This window comes from Kitasatospora sp. NPDC004614, from assembly GCF_042873675.1.
Taxonomy (GTDB): Bacteria; Actinomycetota; Actinomycetes; order Streptomycetales; family Streptomycetaceae; genus Kitasatospora.
The window spans coordinates 572,933-591,911 of record NZ_JBIALR010000003.1 but is presented as its reverse complement, the minus strand read 5'-3'; the positions used below and the strand labels follow the sequence as shown (position 1 = coordinate 591,911).

At 72.2% G+C, this 18,979-nt stretch carries 19 protein-coding genes and 2 rRNA genes; 17 read left to right on the top strand and 4 right to left on the bottom strand.

What is annotated here, in order from left to right; all coding sequences use genetic code 11:
• The 6 genes from ACFYST_RS12125 to ACFYST_RS12100 all read left to right on the top strand — a co-directional run.
• Positions 1-93, top strand: a 23S ribosomal RNA gene (locus tag ACFYST_RS12125); the annotation flags it as partial.
• Positions 94-171: 78 nt separating this feature from the next.
• Positions 172-288, top strand: a 5S ribosomal RNA gene (gene rrf, locus ACFYST_RS12120).
• A gap of 140 nt (positions 289-428) precedes the next feature.
• Positions 429-1,124 (top strand): SigE family RNA polymerase sigma factor, encoded by a 696-nt coding sequence (locus ACFYST_RS12115; protein ID WP_387861558.1) that lies wholly within the window; start codon positions 429-431, stop codon positions 1,122-1,124.
• Entirely contained in the window at positions 1,117-2,208 is a 1,092-nt protein-coding gene (locus ACFYST_RS12110) for a hypothetical protein (RefSeq protein WP_387861556.1), read from the top strand. Before ACFYST_RS12115 ends, ACFYST_RS12110 begins: the two co-directional genes overlap by 8 nt.
• Positions 2,209-2,467: 259 nt before the next feature.
• Positions 2,468-3,421, top strand: coding sequence for an ABC transporter ATP-binding protein (locus ACFYST_RS12105; RefSeq protein WP_387861554.1), 954 nt, complete (start codon positions 2,468-2,470; stop codon positions 3,419-3,421).
• The gene (locus tag ACFYST_RS12100) at positions 3,418-4,098 is read left to right on the top strand and encodes an ABC transporter ATP-binding protein (RefSeq protein ID WP_387643053.1); all 681 of its coding nucleotides are present in this window, start codon (positions 3,418-3,420) and stop codon (positions 4,096-4,098) included. The genes ACFYST_RS12105 and ACFYST_RS12100 overlap by 4 nt, the downstream gene beginning before the upstream one ends.
• Before the next feature lie 4 nt (positions 4,099-4,102).
• On the opposite strand, the gene ACFYST_RS12095 is transcribed toward ACFYST_RS12100, so the two are convergent.
• Entirely contained in the window at positions 4,103-4,930 is an 828-nt protein-coding gene (locus ACFYST_RS12095) for a patatin-like phospholipase family protein (protein ID WP_387643054.1), read from the bottom strand.
• 128 nt (positions 4,931-5,058) lie between these two features.
• On the opposite strand from ACFYST_RS12095, the gene ACFYST_RS12090 reads away from it, so the two are divergent.
• From ACFYST_RS12090 to ACFYST_RS12075, 4 genes are all read left to right on the top strand, one after another.
• Positions 5,059-7,620, top strand: coding sequence for an ATP-binding protein (locus ACFYST_RS12090; protein WP_387643055.1), 2,562 nt, complete (start codon positions 5,059-5,061; stop codon positions 7,618-7,620).
• A complete protein-coding gene (locus ACFYST_RS12085; RefSeq protein ID WP_387643056.1) occupies positions 7,617-8,297 on the top strand; it encodes a response regulator in 681 nt (226 codons plus the stop codon). Before ACFYST_RS12090 ends, ACFYST_RS12085 begins: the two co-directional genes overlap by 4 nt.
• 76 nt (positions 8,298-8,373) lie before the next feature.
• Positions 8,374-8,784: an OB-fold nucleic acid binding domain-containing protein gene (locus tag ACFYST_RS12080; RefSeq protein WP_073812423.1), complete on the top strand. Its 411-nt coding sequence runs from the start codon at positions 8,374-8,376 to the stop codon at positions 8,782-8,784.
• A complete protein-coding gene (locus ACFYST_RS12075) occupies positions 8,781-9,509 on the top strand; it encodes a DUF3159 domain-containing protein (protein ID WP_387643057.1) in 729 nt (242 codons plus the stop codon). The genes ACFYST_RS12080 and ACFYST_RS12075 overlap by 4 nt, the downstream gene beginning before the upstream one ends.
• Before the next feature lie 62 nt (positions 9,510-9,571).
• Here ACFYST_RS12075 and ACFYST_RS12070 read toward each other — a convergent pair whose 3' ends face one another.
• Both ACFYST_RS12070 and ACFYST_RS12065 read right to left on the bottom strand, forming a co-directional pair.
• Positions 9,572-10,228: a TrkA family potassium uptake protein gene (locus tag ACFYST_RS12070; RefSeq protein WP_073812422.1), complete on the bottom strand. Its 657-nt coding sequence runs from the start codon at positions 10,226-10,228 to the stop codon at positions 9,572-9,574.
• Entirely contained in the window at positions 10,228-10,896 is a 669-nt protein-coding gene (locus ACFYST_RS12065; RefSeq protein ID WP_387643058.1) for a potassium channel family protein, read from the bottom strand. Before ACFYST_RS12065 ends, ACFYST_RS12070 begins: the two co-directional genes overlap by 1 nt.
• Positions 10,897-11,142: 246 nt before the next feature.
• Between ACFYST_RS12065 and ACFYST_RS12060 the strand changes: the two genes are divergently transcribed.
• Both ACFYST_RS12060 and ACFYST_RS12055 read left to right on the top strand, forming a co-directional pair.
• Positions 11,143-13,194 (top strand): APC family permease, encoded by a 2,052-nt coding sequence (locus tag ACFYST_RS12060; RefSeq protein ID WP_387861552.1) that lies wholly within the window; start codon positions 11,143-11,145, stop codon positions 13,192-13,194.
• Positions 13,195-13,723: 529 nt separating this feature from the next.
• Positions 13,724-15,043, top strand: coding sequence for a class I SAM-dependent RNA methyltransferase (locus ACFYST_RS12055; RefSeq protein ID WP_387861584.1), 1,320 nt, complete (start codon positions 13,724-13,726; stop codon positions 15,041-15,043).
• 63 nt (positions 15,044-15,106) lie between these two features.
• Here the strand turns inward: ACFYST_RS12055 and ACFYST_RS12050 are convergent, their stop codons facing one another.
• Complete coding sequence (locus ACFYST_RS12050; RefSeq protein ID WP_387861551.1) at positions 15,107-15,343, bottom strand: hypothetical protein; 237 nt, start codon at positions 15,341-15,343, stop codon at positions 15,107-15,109.
• A 163-nt stretch (positions 15,344-15,506) separates the two neighbouring features.
• On the opposite strand from ACFYST_RS12050, the gene ACFYST_RS12045 reads away from it, so the two are divergent.
• From ACFYST_RS12045 to ACFYST_RS12025, 5 genes are all read left to right on the top strand, one after another.
• Positions 15,507-15,743 (top strand): toxin-antitoxin system HicB family antitoxin, encoded by a 237-nt coding sequence (locus ACFYST_RS12045; protein WP_035862820.1) that lies wholly within the window; start codon positions 15,507-15,509, stop codon positions 15,741-15,743.
• Complete coding sequence (locus tag ACFYST_RS12040; RefSeq protein ID WP_043914018.1) at positions 15,740-16,153, top strand: hypothetical protein; 414 nt, start codon at positions 15,740-15,742, stop codon at positions 16,151-16,153. The genes ACFYST_RS12045 and ACFYST_RS12040 overlap by 4 nt, the downstream gene beginning before the upstream one ends.
• A gap of 117 nt (positions 16,154-16,270) precedes the next feature.
• On the top strand, positions 16,271-17,101 hold the full coding sequence (locus ACFYST_RS12035) for a putative RNA methyltransferase (protein WP_387643061.1): 831 nt from the start codon (positions 16,271-16,273) through the stop codon (positions 17,099-17,101).
• A gap of 96 nt (positions 17,102-17,197) precedes the next feature.
• Positions 17,198-18,541 (top strand): AAA family ATPase, encoded by a 1,344-nt coding sequence (locus ACFYST_RS12030; protein ID WP_387861549.1) that lies wholly within the window; start codon positions 17,198-17,200, stop codon positions 18,539-18,541.
• Positions 18,538-18,876 (top strand): nucleotide pyrophosphohydrolase, encoded by a 339-nt coding sequence (locus ACFYST_RS12025; protein WP_387643063.1) that lies wholly within the window; start codon positions 18,538-18,540, stop codon positions 18,874-18,876. Before ACFYST_RS12030 ends, ACFYST_RS12025 begins: the two co-directional genes overlap by 4 nt.
• Positions 18,877-18,979: the final 103 nt, after the last annotated feature.

Below are 18,979 nucleotides of genomic sequence, written 5' to 3'. Positions count from 1 at the left end.
GGCTCCCAGTAGACGACTGGGTTGATAGGCCGGATATGGAAGCCCTGTGAGGGGTGGAGTTGACCGGTACTAATAGGCCGAGGGCTTGTCCTCAGTTGCTCGCGTCCACTGTGTTGTTCTGAAACAACGACCCCCGCCGATACGGGTGGGTGGTGCACAGTTTCATAGTGTTTCGGTGGTCATAGCGTGAGGGAAACGCCCGGTTACATTCCGAACCCGGAAGCTAAGCCTCACAGCGCCGATGGTACTGCAGGGGGGACCCTGTGGGAGAGTAGGACGCCGCCGAACAATCATTCAGGGAAAGCCCCCCGCCTTTTGGCGGGGGGCTTTTTCGCGTTTCCAGAGAATCCCCGGAGCATTCCCGAAGGACCCCGGAGGCGTGCACGGCCTGTTGCCGGGTGGTTCCGTGCGCGGCACACTGTGGCGTCATGGTCGTGGAGCAGGGCGAGGGGGCCGGCGGAAGAGCCGGCCGGGGCGGCGACGACTTTCGGGTGTTCTACGAGGCTGCGTACGGTCAGCTGGTGGCGCACTTGTATGCGCTGACGGGCGATCTGGGTGAGGCGCAGGACGCTGCCCAGGAGGCGTTCGTCCGGGCGTGGAACCACTGGGGGCGGCTGGTGTCGCACGAGAATCCGGTGGCGTGGGTGCGGCTTACGGGGCAGCGGATCGCGATCAGTCGGTGGCGGCGGGCGCGGACGGCGTTGCAGAGCTGGATCAGGCACGGGGATGCGAATCTGCCGGTTCCGGGGCCGGGGCCGGAGACCGTGGTGCTGGTGGAGGCGTTGCGGCAGTTGCCGGAGGCGCAGCGATCGGCGTTGGTGTGGCATCACATGGGGGGTCGTTCGGTGGCGGAGATCGCCGCGGACGAAGGGGTGCCGGTGGGGACGGTCAAGGCGCGGTTGCACCGGGGGCGGCAGGCGTTGGCGGTGCTGTTGGGGGAAGATCCGGCGGCGGTCGTGGAGGAGCCGACGATCGCGCCGCTGCGGTCGGCTCCGGCGGTTGCCGCAGGTGAACGGGCGGCGGGTGACGGGGAGTTGACGGGGGTCGGCGGCGGTGACGGGGAGCCGATGAAGGTGACGGGGGCTCAGGTGCAGGTGGCGGAAGACTGCGGTTCGCATGTCTAGGCCCGAGGCGGAGACGGTGCGGACGGCAGGGGCAGCGGGGGCGGCGGACCGTCCGGCGATCGGGGCGGCCCGGCTGGAGACGATGTTCGACGGGTTGCGGCGCGAGGTGGTGCTTGCCGTGCCGGTGCCGCCGAGTGCGGAGGTGGCGCGTCGCGGGGCGAGGCGTCGTCGGCGTCGGGTGGGGGCGGTGGTGGTGGCGGGGGTGTTGGGCGTCGCCGTGCTGTGGTCCGCGGCGGCGGTGGTGCCCGGGCCGGTGGGGCACGGGGTGGCGGGGTATCCGGTGCCGCCGACGGCTGCGGCGCCCGCGCCGAAGCTGGAAGTGCCGTTGCCGGAGCCGCAGTTGCCGTTGCTGCCGTCGGTGAACTGGGTGGCGGAGTGGCCGTCGCTGGAGTCCGCCGATCCGATGGCGCGGGCGCTGGTGCTGGACGTGTCGCGGCTGCCGAGCGTGCTGGGCGGGTACGGCCCGTGGACGGCGCTGCCGGCCGTGGACCCGGCGGCGGCAGGTCCGTCCGGGAGCGCGTCCCCGGGCGGGCCCGCCACGATTCGTCCGAGCGCAAGCGCCGGCTCGTCTGCCACCAACAGCCCTTCACCGAACGAGAGTTCGAGCGGAAGCCCGTCCGGTGGCCCGTCGGCCGACCCGTCCGGAACTCCCGGTCCGGGGGCGTTCGCGGACGGGTGCGTAGCGCGGCTGGTGAGTACGTCGGGTGCCGAGCAGTTGTGGGGGCAGCGGTATGTGGATGCCGGGCACCCGGAGGTGTCGGCGCAGCAGATCGTGATGCGCTTCGGCTCGCCGCTGGCGGCGGAGCACCAGGCGACCCGGCTGATGGCGGGCGGGGAGTGCGTGAGCTCGGGGGCGGGCTGGGCGGTGGAGCAGCAGGTCGGCGCGGTGGTGGCGTTGGGTGTGCGGCAGCCGGTGGCGTACGCGGAGGAGTTGGCGGTGCACATCAGCGGGACGACGGTGGCGGTGCTGACGGTGCGTCGGGGCGGGCGGGGGGTGGCTCCGGCGGCGGGGTTGTCTGATCCGTTCCGGGAGTCGGCGCTGGAGTTCCTGCAGTTGCGCGCGTCCGAGCCGGGGGAGGGCTGAGGTCCGCGGCGGAGCTTCGGCAGCCCAAAGCGGGCGCTGTCCGGAGGGTTTCGAAAAAGTCCGTGGGCCGGTGCAACCGGTCTGCTTCGGGCCGCGTTGGTGTGGTGAGGCCGCTGTCGATCGGGGCGGTGGCCCGCGGGGGGTGCGCCCGGTTGGGCGGTCGGGGCAGAACAGGGGACTGCCCCGGCTGTCCGACCGGGCGTCGGCCCGGAGTGCAGGCCGTGGTGAAGCGTGGGTTCGGCGGCCGGAGGGGAATGCGGTGGGGGCTGAGGCGGTGGGGGTGCCGGCGGGGTCGGAGCCCGGGGGGCTGGAGGAGTTGCGCAGGCGCGCGGCCGCGGCGGGTCCGCCGCCGGCCGAGGGCATGGTGGTGTGCGAGAACCTGGTGCGGATCCACCGTTCCGAGGGCGTCGAGGTGCAGGCCCTGCAGGGGCTCGATCTGACGGTCGAGGACGGCGAGTTGATCGCGGTGGTGGGCGCGTCGGGTTCGGGGAAGTCGACGTTGCTGGGGATCCTCGCGGGGCTGGACGTGCCGACGGCGGGCAGTGCCCGGGTGGCGGGGAACGATCTGCTGGCGATGGACAAGAAGGAGCGGTTGGCGTTCCGGCGCCGGACGGTGGGGTTCGTCTGGCAGCAGACGGCGCGGAATCTGCTGCCGTACCTGACGGCGGTGGAGAACGTGATGCTGCCGATGGGGTACGCGGGGGTGCCGCGGCGGGACCGGCAGCGGCAGGCGACGGATCTGCTGGGGATGCTGGGGATCGGGCACCTGGCGGAGCGTAGGCCGGCCGAGATGTCAGGTGGTGAGCAGCAGCGGGTGGCGATCGCGGTGGCGAACGCCAACGCGCCGGCGCTGCTGCTGGCGGACGAGCCGACGGGTGAGCTGGACAGTGCGACCAGCGAGGAGATCTTCGCGGCGCTGCGATCGGTGAACGAGGAGCTGGGGGTGACGGTGCTGATCGTCACGCACGACCCGATGGTGGCCCAGGAGGTGCGGCGCACCGTGCGGATCCGCAACGGGCGGACGTCGACGGAGGTGCTGCGTCCGGAGCGGGGCGAGCCGGGGGTGGAGTACGCGGTGCTGGACCGGGTGGGCCGGTTGCAGTTGCCGCAGGACTTCACGGAGGCGTTGGGGCTGAGCCGCCGGGTGCGGCTGGCGTTGGAGGAGGACCACATCGGGGTGTGGCGCGCGGAGGGTGCGGAGGTACGCGGATGAGTGGCGCGATGGTGGTTGTGGAGGACGTGCACCGGACGTTCGGTGCGGGCGACCGGGCGGTGCACGCGGTGCGCGGGGTGTCGTTCACGGCGAAGGCCGGGGAGTTGACGGCGCTGCGGGGAAGGTCGGGGTCGGGGAAGACGACGCTGCTGAACCTGGTGGGCGGTCTGGACATGCCGTCGGCGGGGCGGATCAGCATCGCCGGGATGGACCTGTCGGGTCTGGACGAGTCGGGCCGGTTGGCGTTGCGCCGGGACCGGATCGGTTTCGTGTTTCAGTCGTTCGGGTTGATCTCGGTGTTGACGGCGGCGGAGAACGTCGGGGTGCCGATGCGGCTCCGCCGGGTGGCGGTGAAGGAGCGCGAGGAGCGGGTGCGGACGCTGCTGGCGCTGGTGGGTCTGGCGGACCACGCGGCGCAGCGGCCGACGGAGATGTCGGGTGGTCAGCAGCAGCGGGTGGCGGTGGCGCGGGCGTTGGCGAACGAGCCGGCGTTGTTGATCGCGGACGAGCCGACCGGGCAGCTGGATTCGGACACCGGTATGGCGATCATGGAGTTGCTGCGGGCGGTGGTGCGCAGTGAGGGCGTGACGGCGCTGGTGGCGACGCACGACCCGCAGCTCATGGACCTGGCGGACCGGGTGCTCGAGCTGCGGGACGGCAAGATCGTCGAGCCGTAGGGGGTCAGAGCCAGAGTTTGCGGACCTGGTCGGCGACCCGCCGGGCCTGGGCCCGGCCGGCTTCGGCGGCGGGGGCGCGGACGGTGGTGTCGAGCGGGTTGGCACCGAAGGCGGCGAGCGCGTCCTCGTCGGGGGTGATGGCGAGGACGGTGCCGGTGGTCCGGAGGGTCTCCAGCTCGGTGTCGAGGTTGGGGTCGGGCATCGGGGCGACGACCAGGACGGTCTGCTGGCCGGTCATCAGGTCGGCGTTGGCGTAGGTGCGGATGCCGCCGTCCATGTAGCGGTGGCCGTCGATCTCGACGGTGGGCCAGATGCCGGGGATGGCGCAGCTGGCGGCGACGGCGTCGACCAGGGGGACGCCGCTGTGGCGGTCGAAGGTGCGGGGTTCGCCGGTTTCGGCGTCGACGGCGGTGAGCGTGAGCGGCCGGCTGGGCCAGTCGTGGGCGGGGAGGCGGCCGGCGATGACGGCGCGTCGGTCGGCCGCGGGGACGGTGTCGGCGTCCAGGGCGAGGCGGCCGATGCGGCGGCGCAGTTCGGCGGGGTCGGTGATCTCGGCGTGCAGGGCGGCGAGGGTTTCGAGCAGCGGCCAGAGGGTTTCGACGGGCGGGACGATTTCGTGGTTCTGCCGGGCGGGATCGGTCTGTCGCAGGTGGAGTTCGGCGAGCGGTAATCCGGAGGAGAGTTGGCCGGCGACGGTGGCGCCGGCGGAGGTGCCGAGGATGTGGTCGGCGGTGCCGGGGAGGTCCAGGCCGGTTTCGGCGAGGCCGTGGAGCAGCCCGGTCATCCAGGAGATGCCGGCGAGTCCGCCGCCGCCGAGTACGAGTCCGCGCATGGTGGGTCCTTTCAGGTCGATCTTTCCGTTCGGCATTTTGGCGCAACGGCCGTCAAGAAGTTGACAATTCTTCAGCCAAACCACCCTGATCAGCGGATATTCAGATTGCAGGGCTTAACCTCAAGGGCATGGTGCACACGGGCCGCGGCCGGCTGCGGATCTACCTCGGGGCGGCCCCGGGCGTCGGCAAGACGTACGCCATGCTCGCCGAGGCACACCGGCGTCTGGGCCGCGGCGCGGACGTGGTGATCGGCTTCGTGGAGACCCACGGACGGGCTCACACCGCCGAACTGCTGGACGGCCTGGAGACCGTCCCGCGCCGCACGCTGATCCACCGCGGCGCCGAGTTCACCGAGCTCGACCTGGACGCGGTGCTGGCCCGCGACCCGGCGGTGGTGCTGGTCGACGAGCTCGCCCACACCAATGTCCCCGGCTCGCGGCACACCAAGCGCTGGCAGGACGTCGAGGAGCTGCTGGCGGCCGGGATCGACGTCATCTCCACCGTCAACATCCAGCACCTGGAGTCGCTCGGCGACGTGGTCGAGGGCATCACGGGCGTCCGCCAGCGGGAGACCGTCCCGGACGAGGTGGTGCGGCGCGCCGACCAGATCGAGTTGGTCGACATGTCGCCGCAGGCACTGCGCCGCCGGCTGGCGCACGGCAACGTGTACGCGCCGGAGAAGGTCGACGCGGCGCTCGCCCACTACTTCCGGCTCGGCAACCTGACGGCGCTGCGCGAACTGGCGCTGCTCTGGACGGCGGACCGGGTCGACGAGTACCTCCAGCGGTACCGGGCCGAGCAGGGCATCCAGGGCACCTGGCAGGCCCGGGAGCGGATCGTGGTCGGCCTGACCGGCGGCCCGGAGGGCGCCACGCTGATCCGCCGCGCCGCCAGGATCGCGGCCCGGGCCAGCGCCGGCGAACTGCTGGCGGTGCACATCTCGCGGTCCGACGGACTGTCGGGCTCCTCGCCGCAGACGCTGATCGAGCAGCGCGCGCTGGTGGAGAGCCTCGGCGGCAGCTTCCACTCGGTGCTCGGCGACGACCCGGCGGCCGGGCTGCTGGACTTCGCGCGCGGCGTCAACGCCACCCAGATCGTGATCGGCACCAGCCGCCGCAAGTTCTGGCAGTACCTGTACGGGCCGGGTGTCGGCCTCACGGTGACCCGGGATTCCGGCGACATCGACGTCCACATGGTCAACCACGAGCACGCGGCGCGCGGCCGGGGCCGGATCCCGATCCGCAAGGTCACCGACCTGGGCCGGACCAGGACGGTCGCGGGCTGGCTGATCGGCGTGGCCGGGCCGCCGCTGCTGGCGTTGGTGCTGACGCAGTTCCGGGGGCAGGGGCTCTCCACCGACATGCTGCTGTTCCTGTCGCTGACGGTGTGCGCGGCGCTGGTCGGCGGGCTGTACCCGGCGATCGCCTCGGCGCTGGTCGGATCAACGGCGCTCAACTACTACTTCGCGCCCCCCATCCACGCCTTCACCATCGCCGAGCCGCAGAACATCCTGGCGGTGGCGGTCTTCACCGCCGTCGGCATCGCGGTCGCCACCGTGGTCGACCTGGCGGCCCGGCGCAGTCATCAGGCGGCCCGCGCTCAGGCCGAGGCGCAGACCATGTCGGCACTGGCCGGCACCGTGCTGCGCGGCGCCCCCACCGGCGAGGGGGTGCTGACGGCGCTGCTGGAACAGGTCCGGGAGACCTTCCAGCAGGACGCCGTGGCACTGGTCGAACGCGCCGACCCGCACGCCGCCTGGCACGTCGCCGCCTCGGTCGGACCGCGCCCGCCGGCCGGGCCCGAACAGGCCGACGTGGACGTGCCGGTCGGCGAACGCCTCGCCCTGGTGCTGCGCGGCCGGGTACTGCCCGCCGCCGACCGGCGGATGCTCGGCGCGTTCGCCAACCAGGCCGCCGTCCTGCTCGAGCGCCGCCGGCTGGCCGGGGAGGCGGCCGCCGCCCGCCGCGAGGCCGAGGGGAACCGGATCCGCACCGCGCTGCTCGCCGCCGTCTCGCACGACCTGCGCACCCCGCTGGCCGGGATCAAGGCCGCCGTCACCTCGCTGCGCGCCGAGGACGTCGAATGGGACCCGGAGGACGAGGCCGAGCTGCTGGCCGGCATCGAGTCCGGCGCGGACCGCCTCGACCACCTGATCAACAACCTGCTGGACATGAGCCGCCTGCAGACCGGCACCGTCACCCCGCTGCTGCAGCCCACCGACCTGGACGAGGTGGTGCCGTTCGCGCTCGGCGGCGTCCCGCCGGGCAGCGTCCGGCTGGACGTGGCGGAGTCGCTGCCGATGGTGCGCGCCGACGCCGGGCTGCTGGAGCGGGTGCTGGCCAACCTGGTGGAGAACGCCGTCAAGTACGGCCCGTCCGACAGCCAGGTGCTGGTCAAGGCGGACCTGCTGCCGCGCGACGCCCGGGTCGAGCTGCGCGTCGTCGACCGCGGCCCGGGCGTCCCCGAGGAGGCCCGGGAGCGGATCTTCGCCCCGTTCCAGCGTTACGGTGACGCCCCGCGCGGCACCGGGGTTGGCCTCGGCCTGGCGGTGGCGCGCGGCTTCACCGAGGCGATGGGCGGCTCCGTCACCGCCGAGGACACCCCCGGCGGCGGGCTGACCATGGTGGTCTCGCTGCCCGCCGTCGACCTGCACGACCACCCTGACAACGGAAAGGCCGGTCCCGCATGACCCGGGTCCTCGTGGTGGACGACGAACCCCAGATCGTCCGCGCCCTGGTGATCAACCTCAAGGCCCGCAAGTACGAGGTCGATTCCGCGCACGACGGCGCGAGCGCCCTGGAACTGGCCGCCGCCCGCCACCCCGACGTGGTGGTGCTCGACCTCGGCCTGCCCGACATGGACGGCGTCGAGGTGATCCGCGGCCTGCGCGGCTGGACCAGGGTGCCGATCATCGTGCTGTCCGCCCGGCACGCCTCCGACGAGAAGGTCGAGGCACTGGACGCCGGCGCCGACGACTACGTCACCAAGCCGTTCGGCATGGACGAGCTGCTGGCCCGGATGCGGGCCGCGGTGCGCCGCGCCGAGCCGGTCACCGCCGAGGGCGAGCCGGTGGTCGTCACCGACTCGTTCACCGTCGACCTGGCCGCCAAGAAGGTCACCCGTCAGGGCGCCGACGTCCGGCTCACCCCCACCGAGTGGCACCTGCTGGAGGTTCTGGTGCGCAACTCCGGGCGGCTGGTCAGCCAGACCCAGCTGCTGCAGGAGGTGTGGGGGCCGGCCTACCGCAAGGAGACCAACTACCTGCGGGTCTACCTCGCGCAGCTGCGCCGCAAGCTGGAGGCCGACCCGTCGCACCCCCGGCACTTCATCACCGAACCGGGCATGGGCTACCGCTTCGAGCCGTGACCAGGGCGTGACCGGGGCGTGACCGGCGCGGCCGGAGCTCTGCCGCCGGGCGGGGGTGAACCGGTACCCTTCCGGCATGAGTGGTGACAACATCGGCGACCAGCCGCAGGGCCGTTTCCGCCGCATGCTGAGTCGGCTGACGTCCTCCTCGGAGGAGCTGGCCGCCCAGGAACTGCGGCAGGACACCGCCGAGGCGGGCTGCACCCCGATCGCCGCCTGCGGCGACCGTGAGATCGTCACCGTGGCCGGCACACTGCGGACCGTCACGCTCCGCCCCCGCGCGGGTGTGCCCGCGCTGGAGGCCGAGCTGTTCGACGGCACGGAGGCGTTGGACGTGGTGTGGCTGGGCCGTCGCTCGATCGTGGGAATCGAGCCGGGCCGCCGCCTGATCGCCAGCGGCCGGATCGGCCACGCACGCGGGCGCCGCGTGCTCTTCAACCCCCGCTACGAGCTGCGTCCGGTGGGACACGGGAGCGAGTCCGCGTGAGCAACGAGGCCGAGGCGGTCCGGGTGACCGCCCACGACCCGCAGGGTGACGAGCAGAGCAGCGCGCAGCACGAGCGGGACGCCTCGAAGGAGGCGGCCGAGACGGTGCTGAAGGCGTTCGGCGGGATCCGCGGCATGGTCGACATGACGCTGCCCGGCCTGGTGTTCATCATCGCCTTCAACATCACCCACAAGGTGCCGGTCGCCGCCTGGTCGGCGCTGGCCCTGTGCGCGGTGTTCGTGGTGGTCCGGCTGGCCCGCCGGGAGACCATCCAGCACGCCTTCTCCGGCGTGTTCGGCGTGGCGATCGGCGCCTGGATCTCGATGAAGACCGGCAAGGCCGAGGACTTCTACCTGCCGGGCCTGCTGTGGAACGTCGGCTACTGCGTGGCGCTCGCGGTCTCCGCGCTGGTGCGCTGGCCGATGATCGGCCTGATGCTGGGCCCGATCACCGGCGAGATGTTCACCTGGCGCAAGCAGAACCCGGGCCGACTGGCCGCCTACACCAAGGCGACCTGGGCCTGGGTGCTGATCATGGGCCTGAAGCCGGTGATCCTGTTCCCGCTGTACTTCACCCACAACGTCAACCTGCTGGGCTGGCTCAAGGTCGCCCTCGGCATCCCGCCGATGCTGCTGGCGATGTACGTGACCTGGCAGATCCTGCTGAAAGCGCCGCCGCCGATCAAGGCGGAGCTGCCCGAGGACGACGAAGAACCCCGGAAGTAGCGCCACAGACGTGACGAAGGGCCCGCGCGATGCGCGGGCCCTTCGCCGTACGGCGGGGTGGATCAGCCGGCGAGCAGCGTCTCCAGCTCCTCCTCGCGCTCCTGGGCGGCGACGAACAGCAGCTCGTCACCGGCCTCCAGGGTGTCGCTGCCACCGGGGACCAGCACCCGGCCGGCCCGGATGATGGTGACCAGCGCGGTGTCCACCGGCCAGGCCACGTCCGAGACCCGGGTCCCGACCAGGCCGGTGTCGGCGGCCAGGGTGAGCTCGACCAGGTTGGCGTTGCCCTGCGAGAAGCGCATCAGCCGGACCAGGTCGCCGACGCTGACGGCCTCCTCGACCAGCGCGGACATCAGGCGCGGGGTGGAGACGGCGACGTCCACGCCCCAGGACTCGTTGTACAGCCACTCGTTCTTCGGGTTGTTCACCCGGGCGACCACCCGGGGCACCCCGTACTCGGTCTTGGCGAGCAGCGAGACGACCAGGTTGACCTTGTCGTCACCGGTGGCGGCGATCACCACGTGGCAGCGCTGCAGCGCGGCCTCGTCCAGCGAGGTGATCTCGCAGGCGTCGGCGAGCAGCCACTCCGCCAGCGGGACCCGCTCCACCGAGATGGAGTTCGGGTTCTTGTCGATCAGCAGGACCTCGTGGCCGTTCTCCAGCAGCTCTCCGGCGATGGAACGGCCGACGGCACCGGCTCCGGCGATTGCGACGCGCATCAGTGACCAGCCTCCTCGGGGCCCTTGGCGAAGGCCGCCTCGACCGCGGTCAGTTCGTTGCGGCGCAGCATCACGTGCACCAGGTCGCCCTCCTGCACCACCATCTGCGGGTTGGGCAGCACGCCCTCGCCGACCCGGGTGACGAACGCCACCCGGGCACCGGCGGCGGCCTCGAGCTCGGACAGGCGGTGGCCTATCCACGCGGGGGCGAACGCCACCTCGGCGAGCTGCACGGCGCCCGAGGGGTCCTGCCAGACCGGCTCGGCGCCGCTGGGCAGCAGTCGGCGCAGCATCTGGTCGGCGGTCCAGCGGACGGTCGCGACGGTCGGGATGCCCAGGCGCTGGTAGACCTCGGCGCGGCGCGGGTCGTAGATGCGGGCCGCGACGTGCTCGACGCCGAAGTTCTCGCGGGCCACCCGGGCCGCGATGATGTTCGAGTTGTCACCGCTGGAGACGGCGGCGAAGGCGCCCGCCTCCTCGATGCCGGCTTCCCTCAGGGTGTCCTGGTCGAAGCCGACACCGGTGACGCGGCGGCCGTTGAAGCCCGCGCCGAGTCGACGGAAGGCGGTCGGGTCCTGGTCGATGACCGCGACCGAATGGCCTTGTTTCTCGAGCGTTCTGGCGAGGGCGGAGCCCACGCGTCCGCAACCCATGATGACGATGTGCACGCGACTACCTCACCCGATCCGTTGGGGTCATGACCTGCGTAAACACCGCTCATCGTCCTTCCGTGCCCCCGATTCCGGGGGCCAGTTGTCGGCCGCGCCTGTGATCCGACGCGAGGGGGCAACGAGGTGTTGCCCGCTAACCCTTAATCCGACACGCTAGCCGGTCCGCCGAACAGAGTCGCGACCAAGGTGGCCCCGTGCGGCGTCGGCTCCCAGCGAGGGGCCTTACGATTCCTTGCTGTGCCTATGCCTGCTGACCTACCGAAACGCATCCTGATCGGGCGTGCGCTGCGCAGCGACAAGCTGGGGGAGACGCTGCTCCCCAAGCGCATCGCGCTGCCGGTGTTCGCCTCGGACGCGCTCTCCTCCGTGGCGTACGCGCCCGAGGAGATCCTGCTCACGCTGTCGCTGGCCGGTGCCGGGGCGATCCACTTCTCCTGGCAGATCGGCGTCGTCGTCGCCATCGTGATGCTCGCGGTGGTCGCCTCGTACCGACAGAACGTGTACGCGTACCCCAGCGGCGGCGGCGACTACGAGGTCGCCACCGTCAACCACGGACCGAACTCCGGCCTGGTGGTGGCGAGTGCGCTGATGGTCGACTACATCCTGACCGTGGCGGTGTCCACCACCTCCGGCGTGGCCAACGTGGTGTCGGCGGTGCCGGCGTTGCGCGGGCACGAGTTGGCGCTGTCGGTCACCGTGGTCATCCTGCTGATGGGCATGAACCTGCGCGGTGTGCGCGAGTCCGGTTCCGCGTTCGCGGTGCCGACGTACGCGTTCATGGTGGGCGTGCTCGGCATGGTGGTCTACGGACTCGTGCGGCACTTCGGGTTCAACACCGCGCTGCCCGCCGAGAGCTCGGCGTTCCACCTGGCGCCGACGCCCGGCAACGAGGGGCTGACCGGGTTCGCCCTGGTGTTCCTGCTGCTGAAGGCGTTCTCCTCGGGCAGCGCGGCGCTCACCGGTGTGGAGGCGATCTCCAACGGCGTGCCCGCCTTCCGCAAGCCGAAGAGCAAGAACGCGGCGACCACGCTGCTGATGATGGCCACCATCGCTGTGACGATGTTCATGGGCATCATCTACCTGGCGCACCTGACCGGGACGCAGATGGCCGAGAACCCGGCCGAGCAGCTGATCGGCGCGCCCGCGGACTACCACCAGAAGACCGTGCTGGCGCAGATCTCCGAAGCGGTGTTCTCCAACTTCACCCCGGGCTTCTACTTCGTCGCCGGCACCACCGGCCTGATCCTGGTGCTCGCCGCGAACACCGCGTTCAACGGCTTCCCGGTGCTCGGCTCGATCCTGGCCCAGGACCGCTACCTGCCGCGGCAGCTGCACACCCGCGGCGACCGGCTGGCGTTCTCCAACGGCATCGTGCTGCTCGCCGGCGCGGCGATCCTGTTCATCGTGGCGTTCGGTGCCGACCCGAACCGGCTGATCCAGCTGTACATCGTCGGCGTCTTCGTGGCGTTCAACATGAGCCAGTCCGGCATGATCCGGCACTGGACCCGGCTGCTGAAGACCGAGACCGACCCGAAGAAGCGCAACCGCATGCAGCGCAGCCGGGCGATCAACACCTTCGGCCTGGTGATGACCATGGCCGTGCTGATCGTGGTGCTCGCCACCAAGATCGGCCACGCCTGGATCGCGATCGCGCTGATGGTGGTGCTGTTCGTGATGATGAAGGCGATCCGCCGCCACTACGACAGCGTCAACGCCGAACTGAAGGCCGCCGAGGAAGCCGCGGACGTCGCCCCGCCGACCCGCGTGCACGCCGTCGTCCTGGTCTCCAAGCTGCACAAGCCCGCGCTGCGCGCCCTCGCGTACGCCCAGCTGTCCCGGGCGCACATCCTGGAGGCCGTCACCGTCAACGTGGACCCGGCCGACACCGCGGCGCTGCGCGAGGAATGGGACGAACGCGGCATCGCCGTGCCGCTGAAGGTCCTCGACTCGCCGTACCGCGAGATCACCGGTCCGGTGCTGGAGTACGTCAAGAACCTGCGCCGCGACAGCCCGCGCGACGTGGTCGCGGTCTACATCCCCGAGTACGTGGTCGGCCACTGGTACGAGCACCTGCTGCACAACCAGAGCGCGCTGCGGCTCAAGGGACGTCTGCTGTTCAAGCCCGGTGTGATGGTGACGTCCGTACCCTGGCAGTTGGAGTCCTCGGAACGCCGCAAGGCGCCCAAGGCGTGGTCCGCGCCCGGCGCGGTGCGCCGCGGCGAGCCCCGCCCGCACGCCGGGCGAGCCACCGGGGAGTCCTCCGGCGGCAAGGACGAAGCCGCGCCGCGCGACTGAGCGACGCAGCCCGTCCGGCCTCCTGATGGCCTTCAATGGGCCCGTGGCGGATCGTTTCCGGTCCGCCACGGGCCGCCGTTGTTCTCCACCGTCCCGATCTTTTTGTTGGTTTTCGTCGTTCGTCGTTCGTCTTCGCGTAAGGAAGCGCCCCGTGACCCGCAACAACCCGCCCCGCTCCTCCGGTCGCCAGGGCCGCCCCGGCCGCACGTCCGGCGCCAAGCCCGGGCAGGTGGCGCACCCGCGCTGGAGCAGCCGGCCGTCCCGGCCCGAGGCCACCGACCGGGAAGGCAACACCGCCCGCAGCCTGCCGCCGGTGCCGGGCGAGCAGCGGCCCGCCGCGGAGCGGCCGGCGCCCGAGAAGGGCGCGCGGGGCGCGCAGGCCGCGCAGGGCGGTAAGTCCGCTCAGGCCGGCAAGTCTGCTCAGGCCGGCAAGGGTGCTCAGGGTGCTCAGGCGAAGAAGGCCGAGCGGCAGGGGCGCAAGCCCGGTGCGGTGCGGGCGCCGAAGGCGGCGCGGTCCGCCCAGCCGGTGCTGCGGCAGCCGTCCGGTGACCCGCTGGTCGGCGAGCGCTACGAGGTCGAGGTCGGGCCGGTCGCGCACGGCGGGCACTGCGTGGCCCGGCACGAGGGCCGGGTGCTGTTCGTCCGGCACGCGCTGCCCGGCGAGCGGGTGATCGCGCAGGTCACCGACGGCACCACCACCTCGCGCTTCCTGCGGGCCGACGCGGTGGAGGTGCTGGAGGCCGCCAAGGAGCGGATCGAGGCGCCCTGCCCGTTCTCCGGCCCCGGCAAGTGCGGCGGCTGCGACTGGCAGCACGTCACCCCCGGCGGGCAGCGCAAGCTCAAGGGCGCGGTGCTCACCGAGCAGCTCGCCAAGCTGGCCGGCCTCACCCCCGAGGAGGCCCGCTGGGACGGCTCGGTCGAGCCAGTCGGCGGCAAGCTGCAGGCCGGCGAGGTCCCGGCCTGGCGCACCCGGGTGCAGTACGCCGTCGGCGAGGACGGCGCGATCGGGCTGCGCAAGCACCGCTCGCACGACGTCCAGCCGATCGACCGCTGCCTGATCGCCGCGCCCGGCGTCACCGAGCTCGGCATCGAGTCCCGCGACTGGACCGGCATCGCGTCCGTCGAGGCGATCGCCGCGTCCGGCTCCTCCGACCGGCAGGTGATCCTGCGGCCGCAGCCCGGCGAGCAGCTGCCGCTGGTCGAGCTCGACCGTGAGGCTTCGATCGCCCGGATCGACGAGCAGGACCTGTTCCACCGCGTGCACGGCCGGGCCTTCGTCCGCGAGCGCGCCGCCGGCCGCACCTGGCGGGTCTCCAACGGAGGCTTCTGGCAGATCCACCCCGAGGCCCCGGCCACCCTGGTCGACGCCGTCCTCACCGGCCTCGACCCGCAGTGGGGCGAGAACGCCCTCGACCTGTACTGCGGCGTCGGCCTGTTCGCCGGCGCGCTCGCCGAGCGGGTCGGCGAGGAGGGCGCGGTGCTCGGCATCGAGTCCGGCAAGCAGGCCGTTGCGGACGCCCGGCACAACCTCGCCGCGCTGGAGAACGTCCGGATCGAGTGCGACAAGGTCGAGACCCTGCTGCCCCGCACCGGCATCACCTCGACCGACCTGATCGTCCTCGACCCGCCGCGGGCCGGCGCCGGCCGCGACACCGTCGCCCACCTCTGCTCGCTCTCCGCCCGCCGCATCGCCTACGTCGCCTGCGACCCCGCTGCCCTCGCCCGCGACCTGGCCTTCTTCCGCGAGGGCGGCTACCGCCCGGTCTCGCTGCGCGCCTTCGACCTGTTCCCGATGACCCACCACTTCGAGTGCGTGGCCATCCTGGAGCCGATCTCCGGCCGGCAGTAACCGAACCGATCATCAGCACGGGCGCGGGAGCCTCTCCCGCGCCCGTGCGGCGTTTCGGGGCCGTCAGCCGCGGCGACGGGTCCGGTCGGGGCGACGGGCCCGGTCGGGGCGCAGGGTGCGGAGGATCACGCGGCAGAGGAGGACGAACTGCCCGGCGAGGAGGCCGCCGGTGCCGGCCCGGAGCATGCTGCCGGTCTCGCTCGCGGGGTCGGTGCGGCCCACCAGGACGAGCAGGACGACGGCGAGCGCCACGAAGGCGAGCACGGCGGCGAGAATCTTGACGGCCGTGGGGAACCGCATCGGGCACCTCGTTCCAAGGTCGGAACGATCATCGTATGGGGCGGGCCGGGAGCTCGATGGGGGTGGCCGGTTTTCGTAGGGGCGTGGGCGGAGAAGGTGGGGGAGTGGGGGTGCGGCCGGTTTGCGCCCTTGTTGTGCTAGCACCTCGGCGCTAGCGTGAAGCATGGCCAAGAAGCAGCTGAACGTCAGGGTGGATGCGACCACCGCCGAGATGGCCCGCGAGCGGGCCGAACAGCAGGGGATCAGCATGAACCAGTACATCGAGCGTCTGGTCCAGCAGGACATGGGCGAGGCGGGGCGCAATTTCGTGGATGCCGCGGCGCAGTTCATGAAGGAGCACGAGGCGGCGTTCCTCGCCGAGTTCGGGTCGCCGAGCGAACTCCAGGACGTGCGCCGTTGAAACTTGAGGTCGACCTCTCGTGGCTGCTCATGACCGCGGAGCAGTACACGCCCGGTGACCCGCAGGTCACCGACTACGGATCGCTGCTCGCGGCGGTCACCAGGCACCAGGCCGAGATCTTCGACATCGCCGTCTACCCGGAGCCGCAGGACCGTGCGGCCGCGCTGATGCACCAGCTGATCCGGGTCCCCGCGCTGGAGCGCAACAACGAGCTGTTCGCCACCGCCGTGGCCTACGCGTACCTGGTGGCCAGCGGCTGCCGGGTGGCGACCACCGCGCGGGAGGTGCGCAGCCTGGCCCGGGCGATCCGGGAGGGCAAGCTCGGCATCACGGGTGTGGCGGAGCGGCTGGCGATGTGGGTGGTCGACGAGTCGGAGGAGGAAGAGGTCGGCGACGACGGCGAGGAGTGAGCCGTCGGCACGTCGGCGCAGGTGGGGTCAGGGGTCGGGAGAGCGACGAGGCGTCCGCAGCCGGGATACCCTCGACGTTCCCCCGACCTCTGACGATCCCGCGAGGATGCGACCGAGTTGCTGCAGGACATCGAGCCCTATCTGGTCTGCCCGCACTGTGCCCGCCCACTGACCCTGGACGGTCGCACCCTGCGCTGCCCGCAGGGCCACAGCTTTGACCAGGCCCGGCAGGGCTACGTCAGCCTGCTGACGGGTGACGCGAAGGCGGGCACCGCCGACACCGCGGAGATGGTCGCCGCCCGCAGCGAGTTCCTGGCGGCCGGCCATTACCGTCCGCTGGAGCGGGCGCTGGCCGAGGCCGCGGCCGGCGTCGCGGCGGACACCGGGCTGGTGGCGGACCTGGGCGCGGGCACCGGCCACTACCTGGCGCGGGTGCTGGAGGCGCGGCCGGGCGCGGCCGGCGCGGCCCTCGACCTGTCGAAGTACGCGCTGCGGCGCGCCGCGAAGGCGCACCCGAGGATCGGCGCCGTGGTGTGCGACGCGTGGCGCCCGCTCCCGTTGCGGGACGGCGCGGCGGACGTGCTGCTGAACGTGTTCGCGCCGCGCAACGGACCGGAGATGCGGCGGGTGCTGCGCCCGGGCGGACGGCTGCTGGTGGCCGCGCCGACCTCCCGTCACCTGCGGGAACTGGTGGGCGCGCTGGGCCTGTTGTCGGTGGACGAGGACAAGGACCGGCGGATCGAGGAGAAGCTCGGCCCGTGGTTCGCGCCAGTGGGGCGCACCGAGGTGGAGTTCACGCTGCGGCTGTCGCGGGCGGACGCCGCCGCGGTGGTCGGGATGGGACCGAGCGCCTGGCACACCGACCCGGCCGCACTGACCGCCGCGCTGGACGGGCTGCCGCAGCCGGTGGAGGTCACCGGTTCGGTGCGGATCACCGCGTACGAGTGACACTCCGCCGGGGCCGGGGACGGTTGGGACTCGAAGGGGTGAAAGGCCCTCAGGAGAGACGTTTCTCCAGCTCACTGCGCACCTAAAGTGCTCCGGGTGACCAGCGAAGCCCCCTTGGCCCCGCCCCCGGTCGGCCCGCCCGACCGCTCCTCCGCCCAGCCTGGCCGACGCCCGCCCGCCCCCCTGGTGAAGCGCCCGACCGTGGAGGAACTGCGACTCACGTCCTTCAAGTCCTACCGGCGCGCCACCCTGCCGCTGTCGCCGCTGACCGTCCTGCACGGCCCGTCCGGCGCGGGCAAGTCCAACGCGCTGGACGCCCTCTGCGTGCTCTCCCGGCTCGCCCTCGGCGAGGAGATCAGACCCTCGCTGGACGGCATCGGCGGGATCGGCGGCCCGCTCGCCGTCCCGGTCCGCGGCGGACTGATCGGCTGCGTGCCCCACGGACGCAACGCGATCATCCTGGGCTGCACCGTCCGCTCCAGCGTCGGCCCGGTCCGGCTCGAAGTGGTGGTGCGCACGGACGAACGCGTCCGGATCGCCCGCGAATTGCTCACCGTGGACGGCCAGACCCTGATGGAGACCGGCGAACAGGACCTCGCCCGCGGCCGGGTCAACGTCACCTGGCACAACGACTCCCGGCAGGGCGACATCCGCGCCCCGCTCTCCAGCAGCAGCCTGATCACCGCCCAACTGCCGCTTCGGGTCGCCGGATCGTCCAAGGGCGAACGCAAGGTACTGGCCGCCACCGAACAACTGCTCACCGCGCTGCGCGAGGTGTTCAACCTGCACCCCGTGCCCGCCGCGATGCGCGGCTGGGCCCGGCCCGAACCACAGGCCCGGCTGCTCGGCACCGCCGCCAACATCTCCGCCGTCCTCGGCCGCCTCAAACACGAATGCCAGCGCCGTTGGGCCCGACTGCTGCGCACCGTCCAGGCCGCCGCCCCGCACCCGCTGCTCGACCTGGACGTCGCCCGGCGCGGCGAGGGTGCGCAACAACGGATGATCGCCGTCTTCGACGAGGGCGTACTCGGCCGCACCGGCGCCGACCAGGCCTCCGACGGCATGCTGCGACTGCTCGCCTTCGCCGCCGTCCTGCTCACCGGCGCCGACGTCATCGATGTCGACCCGGCCGGTGAAGTCCCCGACGCACACCGGCAGTTGGTGCTGCTCGCCGAGGACCTCGGCGCCGGCCTGGCGGCCGAGCAGGTCGCCGTGCTGCTGCGGCTGGCCCGCGAAGTCACCGGCAAGGGCGACATCCGGCTGCTCGCCACCCTCCAGGAACCCGGCCCCGCGCTCGGCCTGGACGGCGTCGAGCTGGTCGAGTGCCGACGCGATCCGGCCACCGGCCACAGCCTGCTGCGCCGCACCGAACCCGCCCCCCGGGTGCCCGCCCAGGGCACCTCGCCCGACCAGGCCGCGGTGGTAGACCTGGGGGAATGAGCGACGAACTGACGGTGCCCGAACTCCAGCGGCGACTGGCCGAGTTCGCGGCCGCCCGGAACTGGCAGCCGTTCCACACCCCGAAGAACCTGGCCTCGGCGCTGACCGTCGAGGCCGGCGAACTGCTGGAGATCTTCCAGTGGTTGACGCCTGAACAGGCCGGCGCGGTGATGGCCGACACGGACGCAGCGCACCGCGTCCGCGACGAGGTCGCCGACGTGCTGGCCTATCTGCTGCAGCTGTGCACCGTGCTGGAGGTGGATCCGCTGCGGGCGCTGGCGGAGAAGATCGAGCGCAACGAGAGCCGGTTCCCGGCGGCGGGGGGCGGTTCGTAGCTCGGTGGCCTGCGGTCCTGCGGTCCTGCGGCGTTCGTGGCGGGTTCCCGGTGGGCCGGGAAATCATCCGGTTTTCCCTCTTGCGGGGGACCGGAGTTTTCCA